Source organism: Cupriavidus sp. CuC1 (genome assembly GCF_044627735.1).
GTDB lineage: Bacteria > Pseudomonadota > Gammaproteobacteria > Burkholderiales > Burkholderiaceae > Cupriavidus > Cupriavidus ulmosensis.
This window is the reverse complement of the sequence record NZ_JBIUHC010000008.1, coordinates 20,849-42,506: the sequence shown is the minus strand read 5'-3', so window position 1 is coordinate 42,506 and position 21,658 is coordinate 20,849. Positions and strand designations below refer to the sequence as shown.

At 68.4% G+C, this 21,658-nt stretch carries 16 protein-coding genes; 8 read left to right on the top strand and 8 right to left on the bottom strand.

What is annotated here, in order from left to right; genetic code table 11:
- The first annotated feature begins 150 nt into the window (after window positions 1–150).
- The 3 genes from ACGLHR_RS05235 (at window position 151) to ACGLHR_RS05225 (ending at window position 3,243) form a co-directional block, all read left to right on the top strand.
- Window positions 151–1,587 carry an aldehyde dehydrogenase family protein gene (locus tag ACGLHR_RS05235; protein ID WP_400092466.1) on the top strand — a complete coding sequence of 479 codons (1,437 nt, stop codon included), beginning with the start codon at window positions 151–153 and terminating at the stop codon, window positions 1,585–1,587.
- Window positions 1,580–1,822, top strand: a complete 243-nt coding sequence (locus tag ACGLHR_RS05230) for a hypothetical protein (RefSeq protein WP_267605804.1) — start codon at window positions 1,580–1,582, stop codon at window positions 1,820–1,822. Before ACGLHR_RS05235 ends, ACGLHR_RS05230 begins: the two co-directional genes overlap by 8 nt.
- 116 nt (window positions 1,823–1,938) lie before the next feature.
- Window positions 1,939–3,243 carry an MFS transporter gene (locus ACGLHR_RS05225; protein WP_267605802.1) on the top strand — a complete coding sequence of 435 codons (1,305 nt, stop codon included), beginning with the start codon at window positions 1,939–1,941 and terminating at the stop codon, window positions 3,241–3,243.
- A 430-nt stretch (window positions 3,244–3,673) separates the two neighbouring features.
- Here ACGLHR_RS05225 and ACGLHR_RS05220 read toward each other — a convergent pair whose 3' ends face one another.
- From ACGLHR_RS05220 to ACGLHR_RS05195, 6 genes are all read right to left on the bottom strand, one after another.
- The gene (locus ACGLHR_RS05220) at window positions 3,674–9,871 is read right to left on the bottom strand and encodes an Hpt domain-containing protein (RefSeq protein ID WP_400092462.1); all 6,198 of its coding nucleotides are present in this window, start codon (window positions 9,869–9,871) and stop codon (window positions 3,674–3,676) included.
- 85 nt (window positions 9,872–9,956) lie between these two features.
- Window positions 9,957–12,125: a methyl-accepting chemotaxis protein gene (locus ACGLHR_RS05215; protein WP_400092461.1), complete on the bottom strand. Its 2,169-nt coding sequence runs from the start codon at window positions 12,123–12,125 to the stop codon at window positions 9,957–9,959.
- Between the two features lie 77 nt (window positions 12,126–12,202).
- The gene (locus tag ACGLHR_RS05210; RefSeq protein WP_400092459.1) at window positions 12,203–12,781 is read right to left on the bottom strand and encodes a chemotaxis protein CheW; all 579 of its coding nucleotides are present in this window, start codon (window positions 12,779–12,781) and stop codon (window positions 12,203–12,205) included.
- Window positions 12,782–12,834: 53 nt separating this feature from the next.
- Window positions 12,835–13,203, bottom strand: a complete 369-nt coding sequence (locus ACGLHR_RS05205; protein ID WP_400092457.1) for a PleD family two-component system response regulator — start codon at window positions 13,201–13,203, stop codon at window positions 12,835–12,837.
- A 26-nt stretch (window positions 13,204–13,229) separates the two neighbouring features.
- On the bottom strand, window positions 13,230–13,724 hold the full coding sequence (locus ACGLHR_RS05200; protein WP_400092456.1) for a response regulator: 495 nt from the start codon (window positions 13,722–13,724) through the stop codon (window positions 13,230–13,232).
- 447 nt (window positions 13,725–14,171) lie between these two features.
- Window positions 14,172–14,342 carry a rubredoxin gene (locus ACGLHR_RS05195; RefSeq protein WP_267605793.1) on the bottom strand — a complete coding sequence of 57 codons (171 nt, stop codon included), beginning with the start codon at window positions 14,340–14,342 and terminating at the stop codon, window positions 14,172–14,174.
- A gap of 215 nt (window positions 14,343–14,557) precedes the next feature.
- Between ACGLHR_RS05195 and hemL the strand changes: the two genes are divergently transcribed.
- Window positions 14,558–15,847, top strand: a complete 1,290-nt coding sequence (gene hemL / locus ACGLHR_RS05190) for a glutamate-1-semialdehyde 2,1-aminomutase (protein WP_400092454.1) — start codon at window positions 14,558–14,560, stop codon at window positions 15,845–15,847.
- A gap of 28 nt (window positions 15,848–15,875) precedes the next feature.
- On the opposite strand, the gene dapA is transcribed toward hemL, so the two are convergent.
- The gene (gene dapA, locus ACGLHR_RS05185) at window positions 15,876–16,802 is read right to left on the bottom strand and encodes a 4-hydroxy-tetrahydrodipicolinate synthase (protein WP_400092452.1); all 927 of its coding nucleotides are present in this window, start codon (window positions 16,800–16,802) and stop codon (window positions 15,876–15,878) included.
- A gap of 445 nt (window positions 16,803–17,247) precedes the next feature.
- Here dapA and ACGLHR_RS05180 point away from each other — a divergent pair, with 445 nt between their 5' ends.
- The 3 genes from ACGLHR_RS05180 to ACGLHR_RS05170 are packed head-to-tail and all read left to right on the top strand — an operon-like array spanning window position 17,248 to window position 19,260.
- Complete coding sequence (locus ACGLHR_RS05180) at window positions 17,248–17,868, top strand: LemA family protein (RefSeq protein ID WP_400092450.1); 621 nt, start codon at window positions 17,248–17,250, stop codon at window positions 17,866–17,868.
- Window positions 17,869–17,883: 15 nt separating this feature from the next.
- Window positions 17,884–18,750 carry a TPM domain-containing protein gene (locus tag ACGLHR_RS05175; RefSeq protein WP_400092448.1) on the top strand — a complete coding sequence of 289 codons (867 nt, stop codon included), beginning with the start codon at window positions 17,884–17,886 and terminating at the stop codon, window positions 18,748–18,750.
- Window positions 18,751–18,756: 6 nt separating this feature from the next.
- Complete coding sequence (locus ACGLHR_RS05170) at window positions 18,757–19,260, top strand: TPM domain-containing protein (protein ID WP_400092447.1); 504 nt, start codon at window positions 18,757–18,759, stop codon at window positions 19,258–19,260.
- Here ACGLHR_RS05170 and ACGLHR_RS05165 read toward each other — a convergent pair.
- Window positions 19,250–20,545, bottom strand: coding sequence for a nitrate/nitrite transporter (locus ACGLHR_RS05165; protein ID WP_400092444.1), 1,296 nt, complete (start codon window positions 20,543–20,545; stop codon window positions 19,250–19,252). The two genes, ACGLHR_RS05170 and ACGLHR_RS05165, sit on opposite strands and share 11 nt — an antisense overlap.
- A 77-nt stretch (window positions 20,546–20,622) precedes the next feature.
- On the opposite strand from ACGLHR_RS05165, the gene ACGLHR_RS05160 reads away from it, so the two are divergent.
- Window positions 20,623–21,657: a LysR substrate-binding domain-containing protein gene (locus ACGLHR_RS05160; protein ID WP_400092442.1), complete on the top strand. Its 1,035-nt coding sequence runs from the start codon at window positions 20,623–20,625 to the stop codon at window positions 21,655–21,657.
- Window position 21,658: the final 1 nt, after the last annotated feature.

Genomic DNA, 21,658 nt, shown 5'->3' with positions numbered 1-21,658 from the left:
TTATAGCGGTTCGAAGCTGACCCAGGCCTGACGTTCGCGTGCCTTGCACGCCGCGCGCGGTGAGTGATAATGACGAATTGTCCGACAGACGCATCGACAGGCGCATTGCCCGCCACAACCAGGCAGTCGCATCCAGCCGGAGCCATTCCAATGCACGCCCAGCACTTCGTTGCCAACCGCCTGATCGCGCCGGACTCCGGCTTGCGCATCAAGGTATTCGACCCCTCCAGCGGCGAGCCTTTCGCCGAAATCGCCCGCGGCAACGCGGTCGACATCAACGTGGCCGTCCACGCGGCCCGCCAGGCCGCCGAAGGCGCCTGGGGCGCAATGGCGCCCGCCGAGCGCTCCCGCCTGCTCAACCGCGTGGCGCTCACCCTCATCGAGCACGAAGCCGAACTCGCCGCGCTGGAAGCGCGCGACACCGGCAAGCCCTTGCGCCAGGCCACCGCCGACGCGCGCGCCGTGGCGCGCTACTTCGAGTTCTATGCCGGCGCGGTCGACAAGCTGCACGGCCAGACCATCCCTTACCAGCCCGGCTTTACCGTACTGACAGTGCGCGAGCCGCATGGCGTGACCGGCCACATCATCCCGTGGAACTACCCGCTGCAGATCTTCGGGCGCAGCGTGGGCGCGGCGCTGGCCACGGGCAATGCCTGCGTGGTCAAGCCCGCCGAAGACGCCTGCCTGTCGCTGCTGCGCGTGGCGGAACTGGCGGCCGAGGCCGGCCTGCCCGAGGGCGCGCTGAACATCGTCACCGGCTATGGCCATGAGGCTGGCGCCGCGCTGGCGCGCCACGCCGGCATCAACCACATCTCCTTCACCGGCTCGCCGCAGACCGGCAAGCTGATCGCGCAGATGGCGGCCGAGAACCACGTGCCGGTCACGCTGGAGCTTGGCGGCAAGTCGCCCCAGATCGTATTTGCCGACGCCGACCTCGACGCGCTGGTGCCGGTCATCGTCAACGGCATCGTGCAGAACGCGGGCCAGACCTGCTCGGCCGGCAGCCGCGTGCTGGTGGAACGCCCGCTCTACAACGCCGTGCTCGACCGCCTTGCCACGGTGTTCGAATCCTTGCGCGTAGGGCCGGCCGAGCTGGACCTGGAATGCGGCCCGCTGATCAACCGCAAGCAGCAGCAGCGGGTCTGGGATTTCGTCTCCGACGCGCAGCACGCCGGCATTACCGCCATGGCGCAAGGCCAGATCGTCGCGGAAGCACCGGAGTCCGGCTACTACCAGGTGCCAATGCTGTTCCGCGACGTGCCACCCACGCACCGGCTGGCGCAGGAAGAAGTGTTTGGCCCGCTGCTGGCGGCCACGCCGTTCGACACCGAGGCCGAAGCCATCGCGCTCGCCAACGGCACGCCCTACGGCCTGGTCGCCGGCATCTGGACCCGCGATGGCGCGCGCCAGCTGCGCCTGGCGCACAAGCTGCGCGCCGGCCAGGTCTTTATCAACAACTACGGTGCCGGCGGCGGGGTAGAGCTACCTTTTGGCGGCAGCGGGCAGTCCGGCTACGGCCGCGAGAAGGGCTTCGAGGCCCTGTACGGATTCACCACACTGAAAACCATCGCAATTCAACATGGGTAATATCAACTTCCTGTCCGTCGCCTTCGCCATTTTCTTCTTCTGGATGGCGTGGCACGTCAGAAACAAACGTGCCACCAACCCCTCGGCCATGCCGCGCCTGCAAGTCTTCAAGCGCAAATGGGGCGACAGCGTGGGCGACCGCGTGCACTGGTGCCTCTATGTGGCGCTGCCCTTCCTGCTGGCGCTGATGATGGTCGCCAACGCGCTGCGCGGACGCGGCCCGTTCTCCCACTAGGAACATGCCAGGACATTTTCCTGGGCGCCGCATGCGGCAAGCGGCGCCCACCCAGCGGTATCGTGCAACCCAAAAAAACAGATCCATGTAGATCTACAGACCCAAGAGGAGACCGCATGACAACGACCGCAGTACACTCCGGCGTGGCCGATCCCGCGTTCGAGGACGCCACCTACCGCAAGGTGACCTTGCGCCTGGTGCCATTCCTTTTGCTTTGCTACGTGGTGGCGTACCTGGACCGCGTCAACGTAGGCTTCGCCAAGCTGCAGATGCTCGGCGACCTGAAGTTCAGCGAGACCATCTACGGCCTCGGCGCGGGCATCTTCTTCATCGGCTACTTCCTGTTCGAAGTGCCCAGCAACGTGATCCTGCACAAGGTCGGCGCGCGCATCTGGATCGCGCGAATCATGATCACCTGGGGCGTGATCTCGGCGGCGATGATGTTCGTCACCACGCCGACCATGTTCTACGTGCTGCGCTTCCTGCTAGGGATTGCCGAGGCCGGCTTCTTCCCCGGCATCATCCTCTACCTGACCTACTGGTACCCGTCGCACCGGCGCGGGCGCACCACCACCTTCTTCATGACCGCGATCGCGCTCTCCGGCGTGATCGGCGGCCCGCTGTCGGGCTGGATGATGCAATCGTTCGACGGCCGCAACGGCTGGTCCGGCTGGCAATGGATGTTCCTGCTCGAAGGCATCCCGTCGGTGCTGGTAGGGCTGGTGGTGCTGGCCTACCTGGACGACCGCATCGTCCACGCCAAGTGGCTGAACAACGAAGAGAAAGCGCTGCTCCAGCGCAATATCGCCGCCGAGGACATGCACAAGGAAGACGCGCCCATCGGCAAGGTGCTGTCCAGCCCGCGCGTGTGGCTGATGAGCGCGATCTACTTCAGCTTCGTGATGGGCCTGTACGGCGTGAGCTTCTGGCTGCCCACCATCATCAAGCAGACCGGCGTGAAGAGCCCGCTGGACATCGGCCTGCTTACCGCCATTCCCTACGGCTGCGCGGTGGTCGGCATGGTGCTGGTGGCCTACAGCGCCGACCGCACCCGCGAACGCCGCTGGCATATCGCCGTTCCCGCGCTGCTGGGTGCCGTTGGCCTGGTGCTGTCGGTGCAATGGCACAACAATACCGTGCTGGCACTGCTCGGCCTGACGCTGGCCACCATCGGCATCCTGACCACCCTGCCCCTGTTCTGGAGCCTGCCGACGGCATTCCTGGCAGGCACGGGCGCGGCCGCGGGGATTGCGCTGATCAACTCGCTGGGGAACCTGGCCGGGTTTATCAGCCCCTACGCCGTAGGCTGGCTGAAGGACCTGACGCAGAGCACGGACTCCGGGATGTACCTGCTCGCAGCCTGTCTGGTGGTGGGTGCGGCACTGACACTCTCGGTGCCGGCGCGGATGGTGAACAAGTAAGAGAGTGAGGGCGAGCGCCACATCGAGCGCCCGCCCTCTCCCCCAGCGGGAGGGATAGGCCAGCGCCTCGACTTAGCCGTGTGACCCGCCCCCAGGCGGGGAACACCCCAGCGCGATGCGAAGCGAGCCGTCAAGGTGTGCAGAGGCCGTATGGGGCGCCTCGGGATTCGGCGAAAAGAGCGGAAAAGAGGGACCCATGTCTGAGTATCGCCTTAAGGCGATGCGAGTTTGGGTCCCGGCCGCTCTTTTCGTCGAATCCCGAGGGGTAGTCGCCCCATCCGGCGCGCCTTTTTTGCCTACTTTTTTGGCAAGACAAAAAAGTAGGTCGCCGCCCCGCAGGGGTGGTGAAACTGCAGTTGACTTTGACCTTGAAGTTAAGCAGTTGAAGCTGATTTTGCAGTTGCAGTTGCATTCAAGCACCACCCCACCCTCAATTCCCCGCATCCTCCCCCAACATCTGCGCCACCGACCCCGACGTACCCACTGCCCGCTCACCCAGCAAATGATGCAGCGTGGTCAGCAACTCGTCTTCGTTATAGGGCTTGCCCAAATAAACATTAACCCCAATCTCAGCCGCATAACGCCGATGCTTCTCCGCCGTGCGCGAAGTGATCATCACCAACGGCATATGCGCGGTCCGGCTATCCGCGCGCACATTGCGCGTCAGGTCAAACCCATCCATATGCGGCATCTCGATGTCGACCAGCATCGCGTCAGGCATCACCTCCTGCAACTGCCGCAGCGCATCCACGCCATCGCGCGCCAGCACAACCTGGTAGCCAGCCCGCGTCAGCAAGCGATGCGTGACCTTGCGCACGGTCAGTGAGTCGTCGACCACCATGACGGTTGGCTGGGTGCCCAGCCCTTGCACCGGCGCTGCGCCGCCTTGCGAGAATTCTGCCACCGCGCCCAGCATCGGCTGCGACGCCAGTTGGGGAAGCTGCGGCAGGTCGGCAAGCTGCGGACGGGCCAGCTCGCCGCGCTCGCGCACGAAGCGCTGCGCCAGCACCACCGGGTTGTAGATCAGCACGATCTCGCCGTCGCCCAGCGTGGTCGCGCCGGCAATGCCTTCCAGGCGTGCCAGGTGCGGGCCGATGTGCTTGACCACCACTTCGCGGTTGCCGATCACTTCGTCCACGTGCACGGCGATGCGCTCGGCCCCGCTGCGCACCACCACTACCGGCGAATACTTCTTGCCCGCGGCTACCGCCGGCGTTTCTTCCAGCAGCGTCCCGAGGTAGTGGAACGGCACGGCGCCGCCGGGGGCGTCGAGGCTGCCCTGGTTGTAGGCTTCGAGCAGCCCTTGCGAGCGCAGTTGCTGGACCTGGTCGATCATGCCGCTCGGGATGGCGAACGGCCGGCCGCCCAGCGTGACCAGCAGCACTTGCGTGATGGCTGTCGTCAGCGGCAGGTGCACGGTAAAGCGGGTGCCTTGTCCGGATTGCGTGGCCAGCGCGATGCGCCCGCCCAGCGCCACCGTTTCGGCGCGCACCACGTCCATGCCCACGCCGCGCCCTGCCAGCTCCGACACCGTATCCGCGGTGCTGAAGCCTGGGGCGAAGATCATCTCGGTGAGCCGGGCATCGCCCGCGTCGTCGTCCGGCGCCAGCAGCTCGCGCTCGATGGCGCGCGCGCGGATGCGCGCGAGGTCCAGCCCGCCGCCATCGTCCACGAAGTGCAGCACCACCTCATTGCCCTCCTGCTGCACTTCCAGCGTGAGCGCGCCGGTGGCGGGCTTGCCTGCCGCGCGGCGCACGTCAGCGGACTCGATGCCGTGCACCACCGCATTGCGGATCAGGTGCTCGATCGGGCCAGCCATGCGGTCCAGCACGGAGCGGTCGACCTCCACGGTGCCGCCCTTGATCAGCAGGCGCACTTCCTTGCCGGTCTCGCTGGCAGCCTGGCGCGCCACGCGATACAAACGCTCGGCCAGCGCGTCGAACTGCACCATGCGTGCCTGCATCAGGCTGCGCTGCAGGCCGCGGGTCAAGCGGGCCTGCGCGTCGAGGTCGCCGGCGGCGCGGTCGAAGCCGCGCTGCAGGTTTTGCTCGACGGTGGCCACGTCGTTGACCGACTCGGCCATCATCCGCGTCAGTTCCTGGAAGCGCGTGAAGCGATCGAACTCGAGCGGATCGAACTCAACCTTGTGCTGGGCATCGGCGGTGCGCGAGGCCATCTGCGACTCGGCCTGGATCTCGATCTCGCGCAACTGGCCGCGCAAGCGCGCCACGTTGTCGTTGAGCTCGCCCAGGTAGCTGCGCATCGCGTCGAGCTCGCTCTCCAGCCGCGCGCGCGTCGCGCCGACTTCGCCGGCATCGGTGATCAGCGTATCGAGCGTGCGGGCCTGCACCCGCACCAGCGCGCGCTGGCGTTCGACAGCATCGGTGGCGGGCGCCGGCGCTGCGCCGGCAACGGGCATCGGCAGCGATGCCCCGGCCGGCAGCATGGGCGTGGCGGGCAGCCACGGCTGTACCGTGGCGCTCGTCGATGCGGCGTGGCTGGCAGCACCAGCTTGCGGCGCGTCTTGCACGGGCGCTGGTGCTGGTGCTGGTGCTGGTGCTGGTGCTGGTGCTGGTGCTGGTGCTGGTGCTGGTGCTGGTGCTGGTGTAGGGGCAGCCGATACCGGCTCCTCTTCCGGCGCGCTGTTCTGCCCGGTCATGGCGTTGATCAGCTCGGGATCGTCCACCGGCAGCAGGCGGCCGGCCTGCAGCGCCTCGCTATGCGCGAGGATGCGGTCGTACCAGGCATACAGGCGCACGAACATGACCGGCCCGACGCGATCGGCGCGCACGCCAGCATCGAGCAGGGTTTCCATTTCGTGGGCGGCCTGGCCCAGCGCCATGGCGCCGGCCATCCGGGCGCTGCCCTTGAGCGTGTGCAGCGCGCGCAGGATCAGGCCAGCGTGGCTGGCATGCTCGCCATCGCCGCAGGCCGTCTCCCAGCCACGCAGCAGCTTGCCCAGTTCCGGCAGGCTGCCGTGCGCCTCTTCCAGGAAAATCTCGACGAGCGCCGGATCCAGGGCCTCCTCGGCGGCCTCGGTAGCTCGCTCGTCCGGCGTATCCGTGGCATCCGGAGCCGCTTGTACCTCCGCCGCATGCAGTGGCATGACGGTGGCGTCGTGCAGCAAGCCGCTGGTGGCCGCGCCCGGCAACTTGCCGAACAGCAGCGCAACCGGCGCGTCCTCCGCCTCGGCCAACAGGTCCACCGCCGGCAACGCCAGTCGTGGGCGCACCATGGCGCGCTCGCCAAGCTCCAGCAGGCTGCGGCAGAGCGCGTCATCGGCGGCCGGCCAGATGCCCGCGGCAAACTGGTGCAGCATGCCGCGCACGCGCTCCACCGCCTGCTCCAGCAAGCGGAAGTCGCCAGGGTGCATCGCCACCGGGTGCGCGCCGAGCTGCAGCATCAGGCGCTCAAGCGCCTCGGCAATGGCGCGCACCGGCTCCAGGCCGACCGTGGAAGCGCTGCCTTGCAAGGTATGCGCGACGCGCAACGCCAGCTCGCTCGGGCAGGGACGGCCCTCGTGGCGCCACTCCGAGACATCGGTGGCGAACTGGCGGATGAGGTCGTCGGCTTCCTGCAAGTAGACGTTGTAGAGCGGCAGGCTGATACGCACCGGGCCGATCAGCTTGAAGTGGTCGTTTTCCTCGGCCGGCGTGCTGGCAAAGCGGAAAGGAATGACCTTGGCATCCCCGGCGGCGGCGCTGTCTTCTTCGGCCTCGGCCGGCTGTTCAGCCGCCTGCAGCGGGAGCTGAATCTCTTGCTCCGCTTCTTGCCCTGCTTTTTGCTCCTGCTCTTGCTCCGCTTGTGCTTCCAGCACCTGCCCGTCTTCGGGCTGCGCCACCACCAGCTCAAGCCCGGCCGCCTGCACAGGCGAAGCCCCCGTTTCGGCGATGTGCTCCGGCTCGGGCTGCTCGCCCGCGCGCACAGACTGCGCCGTGGCCAGCAGGCCCGTGGCGTCGTGCGCGGCATGGGCATCGTCGCGCAGCGCGCTCACCCAACCGGACAGCTCATCGTGGGCACGCACCAGCAAGTCCAGCAGGACCGGCGCCGGGGCGCGGGCCTCGGCAATCCAAAGGTTCATCACCTGCTCGATCGCCCAGGCTGCCTCACCAAAGCGATGCAGGCCCACCATCCGGCTGGATCCCTTGAGCGTATGGAAGGCGCGGCGCAGGCGGCTGATGGTATCGGCATCTGCCAGCGCCAGGAGGCCGCCGCCGAGATCGTTGGCGACCTCGCCCAGCACCTCGACCGCTTCGGTCAGGAAGATATCCAGCAGTTCGGCGTCGATCGCGGCGGTGTCGGCCGCGGCGGGCATCGCTGCCGCGGGCGTGGGCGTGCCGGGCGCGCTGGTCGGCAGCGCCTCGGCCAGCGCCACCACCAGGCGCTCGGCCGCGCCCTCGGAACCGGCGAGCCAGGCATTGAGTTGCGTGGTGGCTTCGCCGGCCTGGCGGCGCAGGCCGGCTGCGTCGTCGATGGCGGCCTGCTCGTTCATGGCCTGCAGCGCGGCGCGCAGCGCCTTCACCTCGGGCGCGTCGGCTGCGGCCGGATGGCGCACCGCATCGTTGACCGCCGCGCGCGCATTGGCTAGCAGCCTCGCGTGGGAAGCCGCGCCGCCCTGCTCTTCTTGAGCGGCAATGTCGACGGCTTCGGCATGCGCATCCGCCGCTGCGGCGCGGCCAAATGCCAGCGCATCGATAAAGGCATGCACAACACCCAGCTCGCCGGCAATCGCGGCAAGGCGGGCAGCGCGCTCGCGCGCCGCGTCGGCAGCGCTGGCAGCGTCGCCTGCAACCTGCGTGGCGCGAGCGCCAGCAAGCCATTCCAGCGCTGGCATCACGCGCTCCAGCGCCGCCGCTACCGCGAGCGCATCGGCCTGCAGTGCTTCCGGCAGCGCGCCGGCCTCGCGCAGGCCATCCAGCGTGCCGGCAAGCGCCGCGAAAGCGCGTTCGGCATCGCGCAGGTGGGCGCCGGCTTCGGCACGGGCGGCATCGCGGTCATAGGCATCGAGCCAGGATTCGCCGCTGTCGAGGTGGCCGCGCAGTTGCGCGAGCGCGGCCTCGCGCAGGCGTTGCGCGCGCGCCTGGTCCACCATCTGCGCGAGCCAGCGCGGCGCTTGCGCAGCCGGCTCGGCGCGCTCGCGCGCACCAAGGTATGAGGTCAGTTCATCGCAACGCCGCGCGAACTCGGCGGCCGCCGCGTGCCCGGTGCTGCCATGCACGCGCCATGGCAGCGCTAGTGCCCGCCCCAGGAACAAGGCAATGGCGCCGGCGCCAAAGGGGTCGTCGGCACCGGGGCGGACCTGCGGCGCGGCATGCGCCGCAGCATCCAGGCAGCGCAGCAGCGCCGGCTGGACCAGCGGCTGCGCGGCTTCGGCCAGCACGGCGAGCGCGTTATGCCATTCGCCGTGATCCGCGCCGGCGGCGGCGGCCCGCTCGAGCGCGGTGGCCGCCTGCTGCAGGTTGCGGGTATCGATCGGGTCGAGCCAGCCGTAATAGCGCACGCGGAAATCGGCATGCACCGCGGCGTGCGCCGCGTCGATGCGGAAGGCTTGCAGGCATTCTCGAATGGCGGAGCGCAGCACCAGCACGGGCGCGCTCTGCGGTTCGTTCGCGGGCAGCGTGCCGTTGGTGGTGACCAGCAGGTACACGGCGTCGTTGAGCAAGGCCTGCGGCACCCGCACCTGCCCTTGCAGGTACTGGCGCAGCAGCAGGTGGGCCCGCCCCGCCAGCCGCTTGGCCAGCAGGTCCGACGGCAGCAGGCCGTGGGCCAGCGCGCCGAACACCAGCGCCAGCACATGCCACACGCCGCGGTCGGGATGGTCGGTGGCGCGGCGCAGTTCCTGCTCGCTCGCGCGGACGTCTTCCAGCGCGGATTCCAGCGGCAGATAGGCCTCGTGCAACAGGCTCGGCTCAACGCACGGCACCGGCAAGCGCAGCGCCTTGAGCAACGCCGCCTCGAAGCGCTGGCGCGCGCGCGTGACGGTTGCGGCCATGCGCATCGGCAGCAGGATGCCGGGCAGCATCTGCAGCTCGTCCACCCACAGGTCGGCGGGGTGCACGCGGTCTTCGCCAAGGCGGCCCAGCACGTCGGCATAGGAACGGAACAGCCGCACCGGATCTTCCTCGTCACCAGCCATCAGGTCGTCGACGTACTCGGCCAGCGCCTGCACGCCCAGGCGGAATGCGGCCAGCGTGCCGGCGTCGGCGGGCACGGCGCCGCCATCGACGCCTTCCAGCAAGCGGCGCAGCGCCTGGCAATATGGATCGACCCCGCGCAGGCCAACGATATGCACCGCGCCGGCGGCCTGGTGCAGATGCTGGCCGGCCAGGCGCAGCGAGGTGGTGTCGCGCGCGCCAAGCGCCTCGGGCGCCTGCTGCACTTCATCGACGTAGTGGCCCAGCTCCGCGGCGGCATCGTCCAGCGCGGTGCGCAGGCTCGGCGCCAGCCAGGCCAGCACGGAAAGATCCCGGGCCACCGGGACAGCGGCTTTCCCGGCTGGAGCGGATAGCTCGGCGGACAGGTCCGGCGCGGGCGCGGCCAGTGCTGGCGACGGCAGCGGCGCCAGCGGATCCTGCACGGCCGGATCGGTGCCGGCGGCCTCGCGCGAGACAGGGAAATTCAATGACATGACTGCTTCCAATGCGTCCAATGCGGTGGCGCCGGTCCGTGGCCCGCATCCGCGCGGGCTCGCGTTGAACACCAGTGCTGGCTCGTCAGGCGATCTTGAATCGCAGCACCGAGTTGCGCAGCTCTTCGGTCAGCAAGGTCAGCTGGCGTACCGAGAGTGCCGTCTGGCGCGTGCCGGACGAGGTCTGCTCGGTCACCTGCAGGATCCCTTCGATGTTGCGTGCCACCGCGGTAGCCAGCCCCGCCTCGTGCGAGGTGGTCTGCGAGATCTGCTCGATCAGCTCGGCGAGCTGGCGCGACACGCGGCCGATCTCCACCAGCGCGGCGCCGGCGTTGTCCGACAGCTTGGCCCCTTCCACCACGCCCTGCGTGCTGCGCTCCATGGCGTGCACCGCGTCCTGCGTGTCGGTCTGGATGGTGCGGATCAGCGCGCCGATCTGCTTGGTTGCCTCGCCGGAGCGCTCTGCCAGCCGTTGCACTTCTTCGGCCACCACCGAGAAGCCGCGGCCGGCTTCACCGGCGGACGCGGCCTGGATGGCGGCGTTCAGCGCCAGCACGTTGGTCTGCTCGGTAATGTCGGAGATCAGCTCGACGATTTCACCGATCTCCTGCGAGGATTCGCCCAGGCGCTTGATGCGCTTGGAGGTGTCCTGGATCTGCTCGCGGATGTCGTTCATGCCGACAATGGCGTTCTGCACGGCGTGCTGGCCCTGCTCTGCCGCGGCCAGCGAGGCGCGCGCCACGTTGGCCGATTCCGCCGCGCCGCGCGAGACCTGCGTGATGCGGTCGGCCATTTCCACCACCGATTCGCCGGTCTGGCGGATCTGGCGCGACTGTTCTTCCGAGGCCGCGACCAGCTCGGTGGAGGTGTCCTGCACCTGCCCCGATGCCTGCGTCACTTCGCCGGCGGTCTGCTGCACCCGGCCGACCAGTTCGCGCAGTTCTTCCACCGTGTAGTTCACCGAGTCGGCGATGGCACCGGTGATGTCCTCGGTCACGGTGGCTTGCTTGGTCAGGTCGCCGTCGGCGATGTCCTGCAGCTCGTTCATCAACTGCAAAATCGCCTTCTGGGTCGCATCGTTGTTGCGCTTTTCGTCCAGCCGGCGGGCTTCGGCCTCGCGCTCGCGGGCCTCGGCTTCGAGGGTGCGGGCGCGCGAATCGCGCAGGTACAGCGCGGCCAGCCCGGCCAGGAACAGCAGCGTGAGCAGGGCCGAGACGATGGTGGCGCCGAGCGTGAGCGGGCGCACGCGGGCGCCTTGCGCATAAGCGGCCTGCAGCGCGGAGAGCTCGCCGCGCAGTGCCTCGTTGTCGTTGAAGATCTGCTGCTGCGCGCGCTTGGCGGCGATCAGGCCGGGCAGGTTCTGCAGGATGGTCTGGGTGGTCTTCTGCACCGCGTCGAAACGTTGCGACAGCTGCTGCAGGTAGCCGCGGGTTTCGGCGTCTCCCGCCGCCGACAGCCGCAGCGCTTCGCTGCCGTTCATCAGGCCGTCCAGGGTTTCGCGGAAGGTGTTGGTGTCCTTGCCGAGCAAGAACGCGGTTTCCGGGTTGACGCCTTCGCCCGCCAGGAACTCGTTCAGGTTTTTACCCAGGCGCTGCGTCAGCATCACCAGCTGCGCGGAGGCGGCCACCTCGCGCGCGTTGGCGCCGCTTTGCAGCTTGATTGCCGCCACCTGCTCCGCGCTTTCCAGCAGTTCGGGGTTGGAGGCATTGAAGATCTGCAGCGTCTGGCCGATGGTGGTCAGGGTGGGCTGCTGGGCCAGCACGTCGCCTGCGCTTTTCTCGGTGCGCTGCCAGGATTCCATGGCTTTTTCCAGCAGCGGCGCGGCCACCGCGCCGGTAGCGCGCACGTGCTTGGCCTCGCTGCCGACTTGCAGCGCCTGCAAGTCGCCCGCGAGCTCGCTCTTGGACTGGCGCAGCTGCGTGAACGCCTGCGCATTGCCCAGCAGCGCCACCGGCACTGCCTTGGCCAGGCGCTGCGAGTGCATCAGCATGTCGCCGGCGATCTCGATCTGCGCCGCGCCGTTGTTGGCTTCGCGGTTATCGAAATACACCGACGCCAGCAACGCCACAAGCGACAGCACCACGCCAGCGGTCAGCGCGCGCTGCTGGCTGGCAAACGGGATGCGGGACAGCCGGCCCGAGAGCTTCTCGCCCGGGGTGCTTCGCGTGATGGGCGCTGCCGCAGCGTCTACCGCCAGTTCGGCGGCACCGGCCGCCGGCGCCTGGCGACCCAGGCTGAACATCTTGAATCCCATAGCACCCTCTGTCCGTTATTTTTTGAATTTGATTTGTCGTCGCGTCGTCGCGTCGTCGCGGGCAGCCCGCGCGGCGCTCAGGCAGCCTGCCTGCCCACCTGCAGGAAGGCCGGCGACGCCAGCAGCCTGCGCACGTCGAGCACCTGCCAGTCGCGCCCGTCGCGATCGGCAAAACAGGGGCCCTCCCAATCCGGTGCAGGCTCCTGCCGTGCCCGCGCCGCATTGGCCGGATCAGCCACCTCTACCGGCAACGACAGGTCGCCGGCATGGCGCAGCCCGATCACGCGCGTGGCAAGGATGCCGCAGGCGCGCTCCACCTGGCGCGACAGCACCACGATCTTGCTGCCCGGCTGCAGCGGGGTGGCTCCCTCGCCGCAGAACAGGCCGAAATCGATCACGCCCAGCAGGCTGCCGCGCGCGTTCACCAGCCCCGTGTACCAGGACTGCGTGAGCGGCACGCGGCTGGGCTGGCGCATCTCCAGCACCTCACCCGTCTGCGGCAACGGCAGCAGCCAGTGCCGCTGTCCCACCTGCAGGCCCAGGAAGCTGTCCACCGCCGGCAGGTTGCGCGCCTCGCGCAGCCGGCGGGCCAGCATGGCCTGGTAGTCCTGCAGCCGGGTCTGGCGGGCACGAAGATCCTGGCGCGGCGCAGTCATGGTCGGAGTCCGTTGAAAAGCAAGGATGGGGTCGGATGCGATCGGGCAGCGGTTCAGTGCGCCAGCGCAGCGATCTTGGTCAGCAGTTCTTCACCGTCGACCGGCTTGACGACATAGTCGGCCGCGCCCTGGCGCATGCCCCAGATGCGGTCGGTGTCCAGGCCCTTGCTGGTGCACATGATCACCGGGATGTCCTTGAAGCGGTCGTCGCGCTTGATCGCGCGGGTCGCCTGGTAGCCGTTCTGGCCGGGCATCACCACGTCCATCAGGATCAGGTCGAAGGGTTCCTTCTCGAGCCGGGCGAAGGCCTGCTCGCTATTGCCGGCCACCGAGACCTTGAAGCCCTTCTTGCCGAGCAGGTCGGACATGAACAGGGCTTCGGTGGGGGAGTCGTCGACGATGAGGATTTTGCTGATAGGCATGGTGATGGGTATTCCTTGGGTTGCGCTCAAGCCGGCAAGGGGCTGGCCACGGCAGCGGCACGTGGCACGCAGGCGTCTACCGCCTGCAGCAGCGACTCACGGGTAAATGGCTTGGCGAGATGGTCTTGCGCGCCGACCAGGCGGCCGCGCGAACGGTCGAACACGCCGTCGCGGGAGGACAGCATGATCACCGGGATGGCATGGAACCGAGCGCTTTTCTTGATGAGGGCGCAGGTCTGGTAACCGTCCAGGCGCGGCATCAGGATATCGCAGAAGATCAGGTCCGGATGCATGTCGCCGACCTTGGCGAGTGCCTCGAAGCCGTCTTCGGCCAGCAGCACCTGGCAGCCGGCCTGGGACAGGAATATCTCGGCGGTGCGGCGGATGGTGCTGGAATCGTCGATGACGAGCACCTTGCGGCGCGCAGGCGCAGCGCCGCCGCTGGCGCCGGCGCCAGCTTCGACTGCGCCGCTGACCTCGGCGCTGACCCGAATACCTTCTTGTAGTTGAGCGACCCGCATCTCGTTCCCGCGACCAGCATGTTTCCCTCATGGGAACGCCGGCATTCACTTGAGAACTTCCGCGCAAGGCAGCCTGGCTGCCCCGACGGACCCCCGAAACAAAACGATTTGATTCCCGAAAACACGTCGACCGGAAAGCTCCGGTGACCGGCAAACGGCGGCGCGTGGTACCCGCGCCTGCCGCGGTCCACCCCCCAAAGGGTGGATTTTCAAATTTGAAACAGAGTGTGACAAGTCGCCGTGGGGCCGTCAATCCGGAATCTCGGGCAGCCCCTGTCGATCTGTCGCATCGACGCGACGCGCCGCGGCGGGCTGACCGGCCCAGGCCGTGTAGTCACGGTCGCGTCATGGTCGCGCATGACCAGATCACGCCATCCAGCCCGTGCTGGCTGGCGACGCAGCAAATCTAGCGTTGCTATCCAGCAACTCCAGCAACCCTGGAGAGTGTCAGAGCGCCACCATCTCGAAATCTTCCTTGCGCGCACCGCATTCCGGGCAGGTCCAGTTGATGGGCACGTCTTCCCATTTGGTGCCGGGGGCAAGGCCGTCTTCGGGCGCGCCGGTAGCTTCATCGTAAATCCAGCCGCAGATCAGGCACATCCAGGTCTTGTATTCCATAACGGTCCAGTCACTCTCCATTAAAATTCAGGGCCAGATGGTACCGAATCGGCGCCGCCGGCGCCAGCCGGGCAAGCAGGATTCGGGCCAAATACGCCGTGTTCGCGCACGTTACCGCGTATATGCCTCGCATTTGAGCCTTTTTGCCGGCATCTTCAACGTAACTTGCTGCCTGTTAGAACGCGTTTCTCCCGCTTTTGATTTCACGCAAAGCCATGTCTCGTAACCAGCAGCTCTTCGACCGCGCACAGCAAACCATCCCGGGCGGCGTCAATTCGCCCGTGCGCGCCTTCCGCTCGGTGGGCGGCACGCCCCGCTTCATCACGCGCGCCGAAGGCGCTTACATGTGGGACGCCGACGGCCAGCGCTACATCGACTATATCGGCTCGTGGGGCCCGATGATCGTCGGCCATGCCCACCCCGAAGTGGTGCGCGCGGTGCAGGAGACCTCGGCCCACAGCTTCTCGTTCGGCGCGCCGACCGAGGCCGAGATCGAGATGGCCGAGGAAATCTGCAAGCTGGTGCCGTCGATCGAGCAGGTGCGCCTGGTTTCCTCCGGCACCGAGGCCACGATGAGCGCACTGCGCCTGGCGCGCGGCTTCACCAAGCGCGACCTGATCGTGAAGTTCGAGGGCTGCTACCACGGCCACGCCGACAGCCTGCTGGTCAAGGCGGGTTCCGGCCTGCTGACCTTTGCCGACACCACCAAGAACGCGCCCTCCTCGGCCGGCGTGCCCGCCGACGTGACCAAGCACACCATGGTGCTGGAGTACAACAACGTCGAACAGCTCGAGCAAGCCTTCATCAAGCACGCCGGCGAGATCGCCGCCGTGATCGTGGAACCGGTGGCCGGCAACATGAACCTGGTACGTGCCAGCGATGCGTTCCTGCAAGCCATGCGCGCGCTGTGCACCCAGCATGGCGCGGTGCTGATCTTCGACGAGGTGATGACGGGCTTTCGCGTGGCGCTGGGTGGCGCGCAGGCGCATTACGGCATCACGCCGGACCTGACCTGCCTGGGCAAGGTGATCGGCGGCGGCATGCCGGCAGCGGCCTTTGGCGGCCGGCGCGACATCATGGCCTGCCTGGCGCCGCTGGGCGCCGTGTACCAGGCCGGCACGCTGTCGGGCAACCCGCTGGCGGTGGCGGCCGGGCTGACCACCCTCAAGCTGATCCAGGTACCGGGCTTCCATGACCGCCTGGCCGCGCAAACCCGCAAGCTGGCCGACGGCCTGGCCGCGGCGGCGGTTGATGCCGGCGTGCCGTTCGCGGCGGATGCCATCGGCGGCATGTTCGGGCTGTACTTCCGCGAAGGCGTGCCGGGCAGCTTTGCTGAAGTCACGCAGTGCGATACCGCGCGCTTCAACCGCTTCTTCCACGCCATGCTAGATGCCGGCGTCTACCTGGCGCCGTCCGCTTTCGAGGCGGGCTTCGTCTCAGCGCAGCACGACGACGCCATCCTCGCGACCACCATCGAAGCCGCCCGCAAGGCCTTCGCGGCCTGAGGGCAGGAAGGCCCGAAGGCCCGCCGGGTCAGCCGAGCAGGTCGGGCGCGGCCGCCCCGACCTGCTCGCAGGCCCGTGCCAGCGCTACCTCAAGGGCGGCGCTGGCGGGCGTCATCGGCGCGCGCAGCTCGTTGCGCAGCCATCCCTCGCGCGCCAGCATGGCCTTGAGCGGGCCCGGATTGGGCTCGGCAAACAGCAGCTTGATCATCGGCATCAAGGCATGGAAAAGCCGGCGCGCCTGGTCGAGCCGCTGCCCGGCCACCGCCTGCGCCAGCGCGACGAACAGCTCCGGATACAGATGGGCAGAGGCGATGATCGCGCCCGTGCCGCCCAGGCACAGCGTGCCCAGCAACTGGTGATCCTCGCCCGCCAGCACGCTCAAGCGCCCGTCGGCAATGATAGCCTGCGTGCCGTGGTAATCGCCGCCGCAATCCTTGATGGCGCGGATATTCGGATGGGCGGCCAGCGCCAGGATGGTCTGCGTCTCGAGCTTCACGCCGGTCCGGTAGGGAATGTCGTACAGCACCAGCGGCGCGGCGGCACTGTCGGCCAGGGCGCGGAAATAATCCAGCAGGCCGGCCTGCGACGGACGGACATAGTAAGGCGCGGGCGCCAGCAGCCCGGCCAGCGGCCGCTCAGCCAGCCGGCGCACGCGCGCCTGCACCTGGCGCGCCTGGCTGCCCGCCACGCCCATCATCACCGGCAAGTTGCCGGCACTGGCCAGCACCGTATCCAGCACGGCCAGTTGCTCGGCCTCATCGAGCGCGGCTGCCTCGCCAGTGCTGCCGCACACCACGATCCCGGCGACGGCGCTGCCGGCGTAGTGCGCCACCAGGCGGGACAGTTCGGGAAAATCGACCGCGCCGTCGGCAAAGGGTGTCACCAATGGCAGCCAGATTCCGGAAAAGACTTGTTGTGCTTGCTGGTCTTGCTGGTCTTGAGCTACTGCTTGCATCGAATCACTCCTGTACGACCGGTCAATAAAAACCGTGCAGAAGTGCGCCGGGTGGCAGATGAGCCCGCGTGGGACAGTGGGAAAGCCTGAACCGTGAATCCTGGCCTCGCCCCCGTACGCTGGTACGCAGGTGCCGCTCCGTCGCTCATCTGACGGAACAGCGCCCCGGTCAGATGAGCGGCTGTTTTTTGGCTTTGGCGCGCGCCGGCACCTGCCGCTGCGAGGCAGGGCAAACAAGTGCGGAAATCGACGAAACAGCGCGCATGGCAGGTTGGGGCTGGCTGGGAGCACGGCATGGCGCCGGGATGGCGCCACCGTGGCAACCACGGCAGAAACGATAATTTACCGGGACGGCCGGCCTGCCGTCAACTGCACCCGGGCCGGTTCGCTTGCGCGGGCCGGCCCCTGCGCTACACTGGGGACTCCACGAATTCCGGAGTCTTCGATGCGCGCATTCCCTTCCCTGTCCCTGTCCTCCGGGCGCTCTGTCCTGCGCTGGCTCTTGCTGGCCCTGTGCGCCAGCCTGCTGTCCGCCTGCGGGTACAACGACTTCCAGGCCAAGGACGAGGCCGTCAAGGCGGCCTGGGGCGAGGTGATCAACCAGTACCAGCGCCGCGCCGACCTGATCCCCAACCTGGTCAATACCGTCAAGGGCTACGCCACGCATGAGCGCGAGACGCTGGAGGCCGTCACCAAGGCCCGCGCCGCGGCCACCAGCATCCAGGTCTCGCCCGAGACCCTCAACGACCCCGAAGCCTTCAAGCGCTTCCAGCAAGCCCAGGGCGAGCTGAGCGGCGCGCTGTCGCGCCTGCTGGCGGTGTCGGAGAACTATCCGCAACTCAAGGCCGATGCATCGTTCCGCGACCTGCAATCGCAGCTCGAAGGCACCGAGAACCGCATCACGGTGGCACGCCAGCGCTATATCACCGCGGTGCGCGACTACAACATCCTGGCGCGCAGCTTCCCCACCAACCTGACCGCCATGATCTTCAAGTACCCGGTCAAGCCATCGTTCACGGTGGAAAACGAGAAGGCCATCTCAGCGCCGCCCACGGTGAAGTTCTGATCCCGGACCATGCTTATGCGGAATCTCTCTGAGCGCAGTGGCTGGACAGCCGCCATGCTGGCGCTGCTGCTGTGGCTGGGCGCGCTGCTGGCGTCCCCGGCCATGGCCGCCGGCGACGGCTTTGTCGCGGTGCCGCCGCTCACGCAGCGGGTGACCGACCTCACCGGCACGCTCAGCGCCAGCCAGCGCAGCGCGCTGGAAAACGTGCTGGCCGAGTACGAGCAGCAGCGCGGCAGCCAGATCTTCGTGCTAATGGTGCCCACTACCGATCCCGAGCCCATCGACGCCTACAGCATCCGCGTGGCCGACGCCTGGCGCGCCGGGCGCAAGGGCATCGACGATGGCGTGATCCTGCTGATCGCCAAGGACAACCCGCCCGGCCTGCGCAAGATGCGCCTGGAAGTGGGGCGCGGCGTGCAAGGCTCGCTGACAGATGCCATGTCCAAGCGCATCCTGCAGGACGTGATGGCGCCGCATTTCCGGCAGAACGACTTCTACGGCGGCATCGCGGCCGGCGTCTCGGCGATCCAGGCCACCATCGACAAGGAAGCCCTGCCCGGCCCGCAGGCCGGCCGCAAAGCCGCCCAGAGCGGCTCGTGGACCGACTGGCTGCCGGTGCTGTTCCCGCTCGCCATCATCCTGTTCTTCTTCATCTCCGCGGCCCGCCGCTCGGGCGGCTCGCGGATCGTGACGCGCGGGCGTGGCTGGGACGCGGCTGCCGGCGGACTCGGCGGCACCCTTGGCGGTCTCGGGGGTGGCGGCTGGGGACGCGGCGGCGGCGGTGGCTTCGGAGGAGGCGGTGGCGGTGGCGGTGGCGGTGGCGGCTTCGGTGGTGGTGGCGGTGGCGGCTTCGACGGAGGCGGCGCCTCCGGCAACTGGTAACGACACATGCCACACTTCAAACGCGCCCTGCGCCATCTTGGCACGCGCCCCGGTGCCGCCAGCAAGCACTTCCCCGCCGACGCCCAGCAGCAACTGCAGCAGGCGGTGCGCGCCGGCGAGCAGCGTCATCACGGCGAAATCCGGGTAGTGATCGAATCCAGCCTGCCCGTGGCGCTGGCCTTCTCGGGCACCACCCCGCGCGAGCGTGCCCGCGCCTTGTTCGGCGCGCTGGAGGTATGGAACACCGAAGGCCACACCGGGGTGCTGCTGTACATCAACCTGGCCGATCACGCGGTGGAGCTGCTGGCCGACCGCGGCATCGACGCGCGCGTCGGCCCGGAAACCTGGCGGGCGATCTGCAACGAGCTGGCGAGCGGGCTGGCGCGGGAGCTATCGGTCAAGCCCGTGCTGGCGGCGGTGGAAAAAATCCACCATCAGCTCGCCGCCCACTTCCCCGCCGGCGACCGGCCCAATCCGAACGAGCTCGACGACCGGCCGGTCATGCTGTAGCGCTGCTGCCGCGACGCGCCCCCAGCATGTACCACAGCGCGGCCAGCACCTGCAGCGCGACCAGCCCGCCCCACACTGTCAGGTGCGCCGCCTTCGGGTAGCGGCCTGCATCGGCGGCCCAGAGGTCCAGCAGCAGCCCGATGCCGACCTGGCAGGCAAAGGTGGACAGGAACACCGTCAAGGTCAGCGCCGTGGTGGCGCGCCCGATCAACGCGTCGGGGAAGCTGCGCGCCAGCACCGCATAGGCCAGGATGCCGCTGGAGCCGAACACCCCATAGGCCGCCCACAGCAAGGCCGGCGGCAGCGGCACACCCGCCATGATCACGCACTGGATCACGATGAACCCGCTCATGCCAACGCCCGCGAAGGTGTAAAGGCTCACGCCGGCACGCTCCAGGTGGCGCGCGGCCCAGCCGGCGCAAACGCAACCGCCCATCATGGCAAAGCCGATCACCGACACCAGGCGAGCGCCCTGCTCCGGCGAGTATCCGGCCACGTCGCGCAGGAAGGCACCGACCCACAGCGTCTGCACCGCCAGGAACACGCCTTGGTTCAGCAGTGCCAGCGGCACCACGCGCAGGAAGCGCTCATTGCGCAAGACCTGCCAGGTGCCGCGTAACTGCTCGGCAAGGCGCTGCTTGCCAGCGCGGCTGGTCTCGGGCGCACCGAGCCACAGCAGCGCAGCCATGGCCAGCGTCAACCCGGCCAGCCCGTAGCTGACGGTACGCCAGTCGGTCCACGACAGCAGCCAGCCCAGCGGCGCGCCCACCACGACTGCACCCAGCCCGCCGATCGCCATCACCACCCCGTTGAGCAAGGGCATGCGCGACAGCGGGAACCAGATCGACAAGGCCTGGATGGCGGCCCCCAGGCAAACCGACACGCCCACGCCGATCATCAGGCGCCCTGCCGCCAGCGCGGCCATGCTGGTCGCCGAGGCGAACACCAGCGCGCCAGCCACCGCCACCAGCAGCAACGCGGCCTCGGTGCGGCGCGGGCCAAAGCGGTCGAGCATCAGCCCCGCCGGCAACTGGGCACAGGCAAACCCCAGGAAGTAGAAGCTGGTCAGCAGCCCCAGGTCGGCAGCGCCCAGCCCCATCTCGCGGATCAGATGCGGCGCGAAGCCCAGGTTGATGCCCCGGAAGATATAGGAGACCAGGAAACCTAGCGAAAAGATGCAAAGCACGCGCCAGCGCGCAGCGGCCAGCGCGGGATCGCCAGCCCGTGAGGCAGGAGAAGGCGCGGCAGCGGCAGGGGTGGGGGTGGATACATTGGCAGAAGTCATGTCTGCATTGTCGTCAGTCGCCGCGCGCAACACCAACGAAAGATACCCGCCGCAATTGTGAGTAGAATTTGACGGCAATGACCTCCCGACATCCTAAAACCTCTAAGCCCGGCCTGGCCGGCCAGTCCAGCTTGCCCGCCAAGCCGGCTGAACCCGCCCCGCCGCCCGAGCCCCTGCGCGCGCAGCGCGCGCCGCACCTGCCCGCGCTGCAGGCGCTGCGGGCGCTCGAGGCCGCTGCCCGACACCGCAGCTTCTCCCGCGCCGCGGAAGAACTGGCGCTGACCCACAGCGCCATCAGCCACCATCTGCGCGCGCTGGAAGACAAGCTGGGCACCAAGCTGTTCCAGCGCACCGGCCACCTGATGATCCCCACCAATGTGGGCGCGCGGCTGGCCGAGCGGATTCGCGACGGCCTGGCGGAACTGGAAGACGGCCTGCGCGAGGCCAGCAACGGTGGCGCCCCGCAGGTGGTGCGGCTGGAGGTGAGCGTCATGGCCGACCTGGCCAACGCGTGGCTCATCCGCCGCCTGCCGGGCCTGCACGAGGCCCTGCCGGGACTGGACCTGCACCTGCGGCTGCACGCCGAGATCACGCCGCCCGATCCGTACTCGGTGGATGTGGGCATCTGGCACCAGCGCGTGGACCTGCCCGGCTTTGCCTGCCACAACCTGATCGAGGACCATGTGATTGCGGTCGCCAGCCCGGCGCTGCTGGCACGCTACCCCGGCTTCAAGCTGGCCGACCTGCCGCGCCTGCCGATGCTGCGCTTCGCGCTGCGGCCGTGGCGCGACTGGCTGGAAAGCGCCGGCCTGCCCGGCACGGAGCCCGAGCGCGGGCCGATCTTCCAGGACGCGGGCATGATGCTGCAATCGGCGGTGGCGGGGCTTGGCGTGGCCACCGCGCGCCTGCAACTCGCCAGCGACTACCTTGCCAGCGGCGAACTGGTGCAGATCGGCACCACGCGCATCCCGTCCAGCCTGCACTACTGGGTCACCTGGCGAGAAGGCAACCCGCGCGAGAAGGCCATCCTGCGGTTCCATAGCTGGCTGCAAGGCCAGGTGGCGGCCGTAGCCCCGAACGCGCCAATTGATGCGCCGCAGCCAGGCAACTGAG

What these genes read in the sequence shown, in the direction of transcription:
- ACGLHR_RS05225 (WP_267605802.1), top strand. Translation starts at nt 1,939, where the DNA reads ATGACAACGACCGCAGTACACTCCGGCGTGGCCGATCCCGCGTTCGAG.
- ACGLHR_RS05235 (WP_400092466.1), top strand. Translation starts at nt 151, where the DNA reads ATGCACGCCCAGCACTTCGTTGCCAACCGCCTGATCGCGCCGGACTCC.
- ACGLHR_RS05210 (WP_400092459.1), bottom strand. Translation starts at nt 12,781, where the DNA reads ATGACTGCGCCGCGCCAGGATCTTCGTGCCCGCCAGACCCGGCTGCAG.
- ACGLHR_RS05170 (WP_400092447.1), top strand. Translation starts at nt 18,757, where the DNA reads ATGCCACACTTCAAACGCGCCCTGCGCCATCTTGGCACGCGCCCCGGT.
- hemL (WP_400092454.1), top strand. Translation starts at nt 14,558, where the DNA reads ATGTCTCGTAACCAGCAGCTCTTCGACCGCGCACAGCAAACCATCCCG.
- ACGLHR_RS05195 (WP_267605793.1), bottom strand. Translation starts at nt 14,342, where the DNA reads ATGGAATACAAGACCTGGATGTGCCTGATCTGCGGCTGGATTTACGAT.
- ACGLHR_RS05215 (WP_400092461.1), bottom strand. Translation starts at nt 12,125, where the DNA reads ATGGGATTCAAGATGTTCAGCCTGGGTCGCCAGGCGCCGGCGGCCGGT.
- dapA (WP_400092452.1), bottom strand. Translation starts at nt 16,802, where the DNA reads ATGCAAGCAGTAGCTCAAGACCAGCAAGACCAGCAAGCACAACAAGTC.
- ACGLHR_RS05205 (WP_400092457.1), bottom strand. Translation starts at nt 13,203, where the DNA reads ATGCCTATCAGCAAAATCCTCATCGTCGACGACTCCCCCACCGAAGCC.
- ACGLHR_RS05160 (WP_400092442.1), top strand. Translation starts at nt 20,623, where the DNA reads ATGACCTCCCGACATCCTAAAACCTCTAAGCCCGGCCTGGCCGGCCAG.
- ACGLHR_RS05230 (WP_267605804.1), top strand. Translation starts at nt 1,580, where the DNA reads ATGGGTAATATCAACTTCCTGTCCGTCGCCTTCGCCATTTTCTTCTTC.
- ACGLHR_RS05220 (WP_400092462.1), bottom strand. Translation starts at nt 9,871, where the DNA reads ATGTCATTGAATTTCCCTGTCTCGCGCGAGGCCGCCGGCACCGATCCG.
- ACGLHR_RS05180 (WP_400092450.1), top strand. Translation starts at nt 17,248, where the DNA reads ATGCGCGCATTCCCTTCCCTGTCCCTGTCCTCCGGGCGCTCTGTCCTG.
- ACGLHR_RS05200 (WP_400092456.1), bottom strand. Translation starts at nt 13,724, where the DNA reads ATGCGGGTCGCTCAACTACAAGAAGGTATTCGGGTCAGCGCCGAGGTC.
- ACGLHR_RS05175 (WP_400092448.1), top strand. Translation starts at nt 17,884, where the DNA reads ATGCGGAATCTCTCTGAGCGCAGTGGCTGGACAGCCGCCATGCTGGCG.
- ACGLHR_RS05165 (WP_400092444.1), bottom strand. Translation starts at nt 20,545, where the DNA reads ATGACTTCTGCCAATGTATCCACCCCCACCCCTGCCGCTGCCGCGCCT.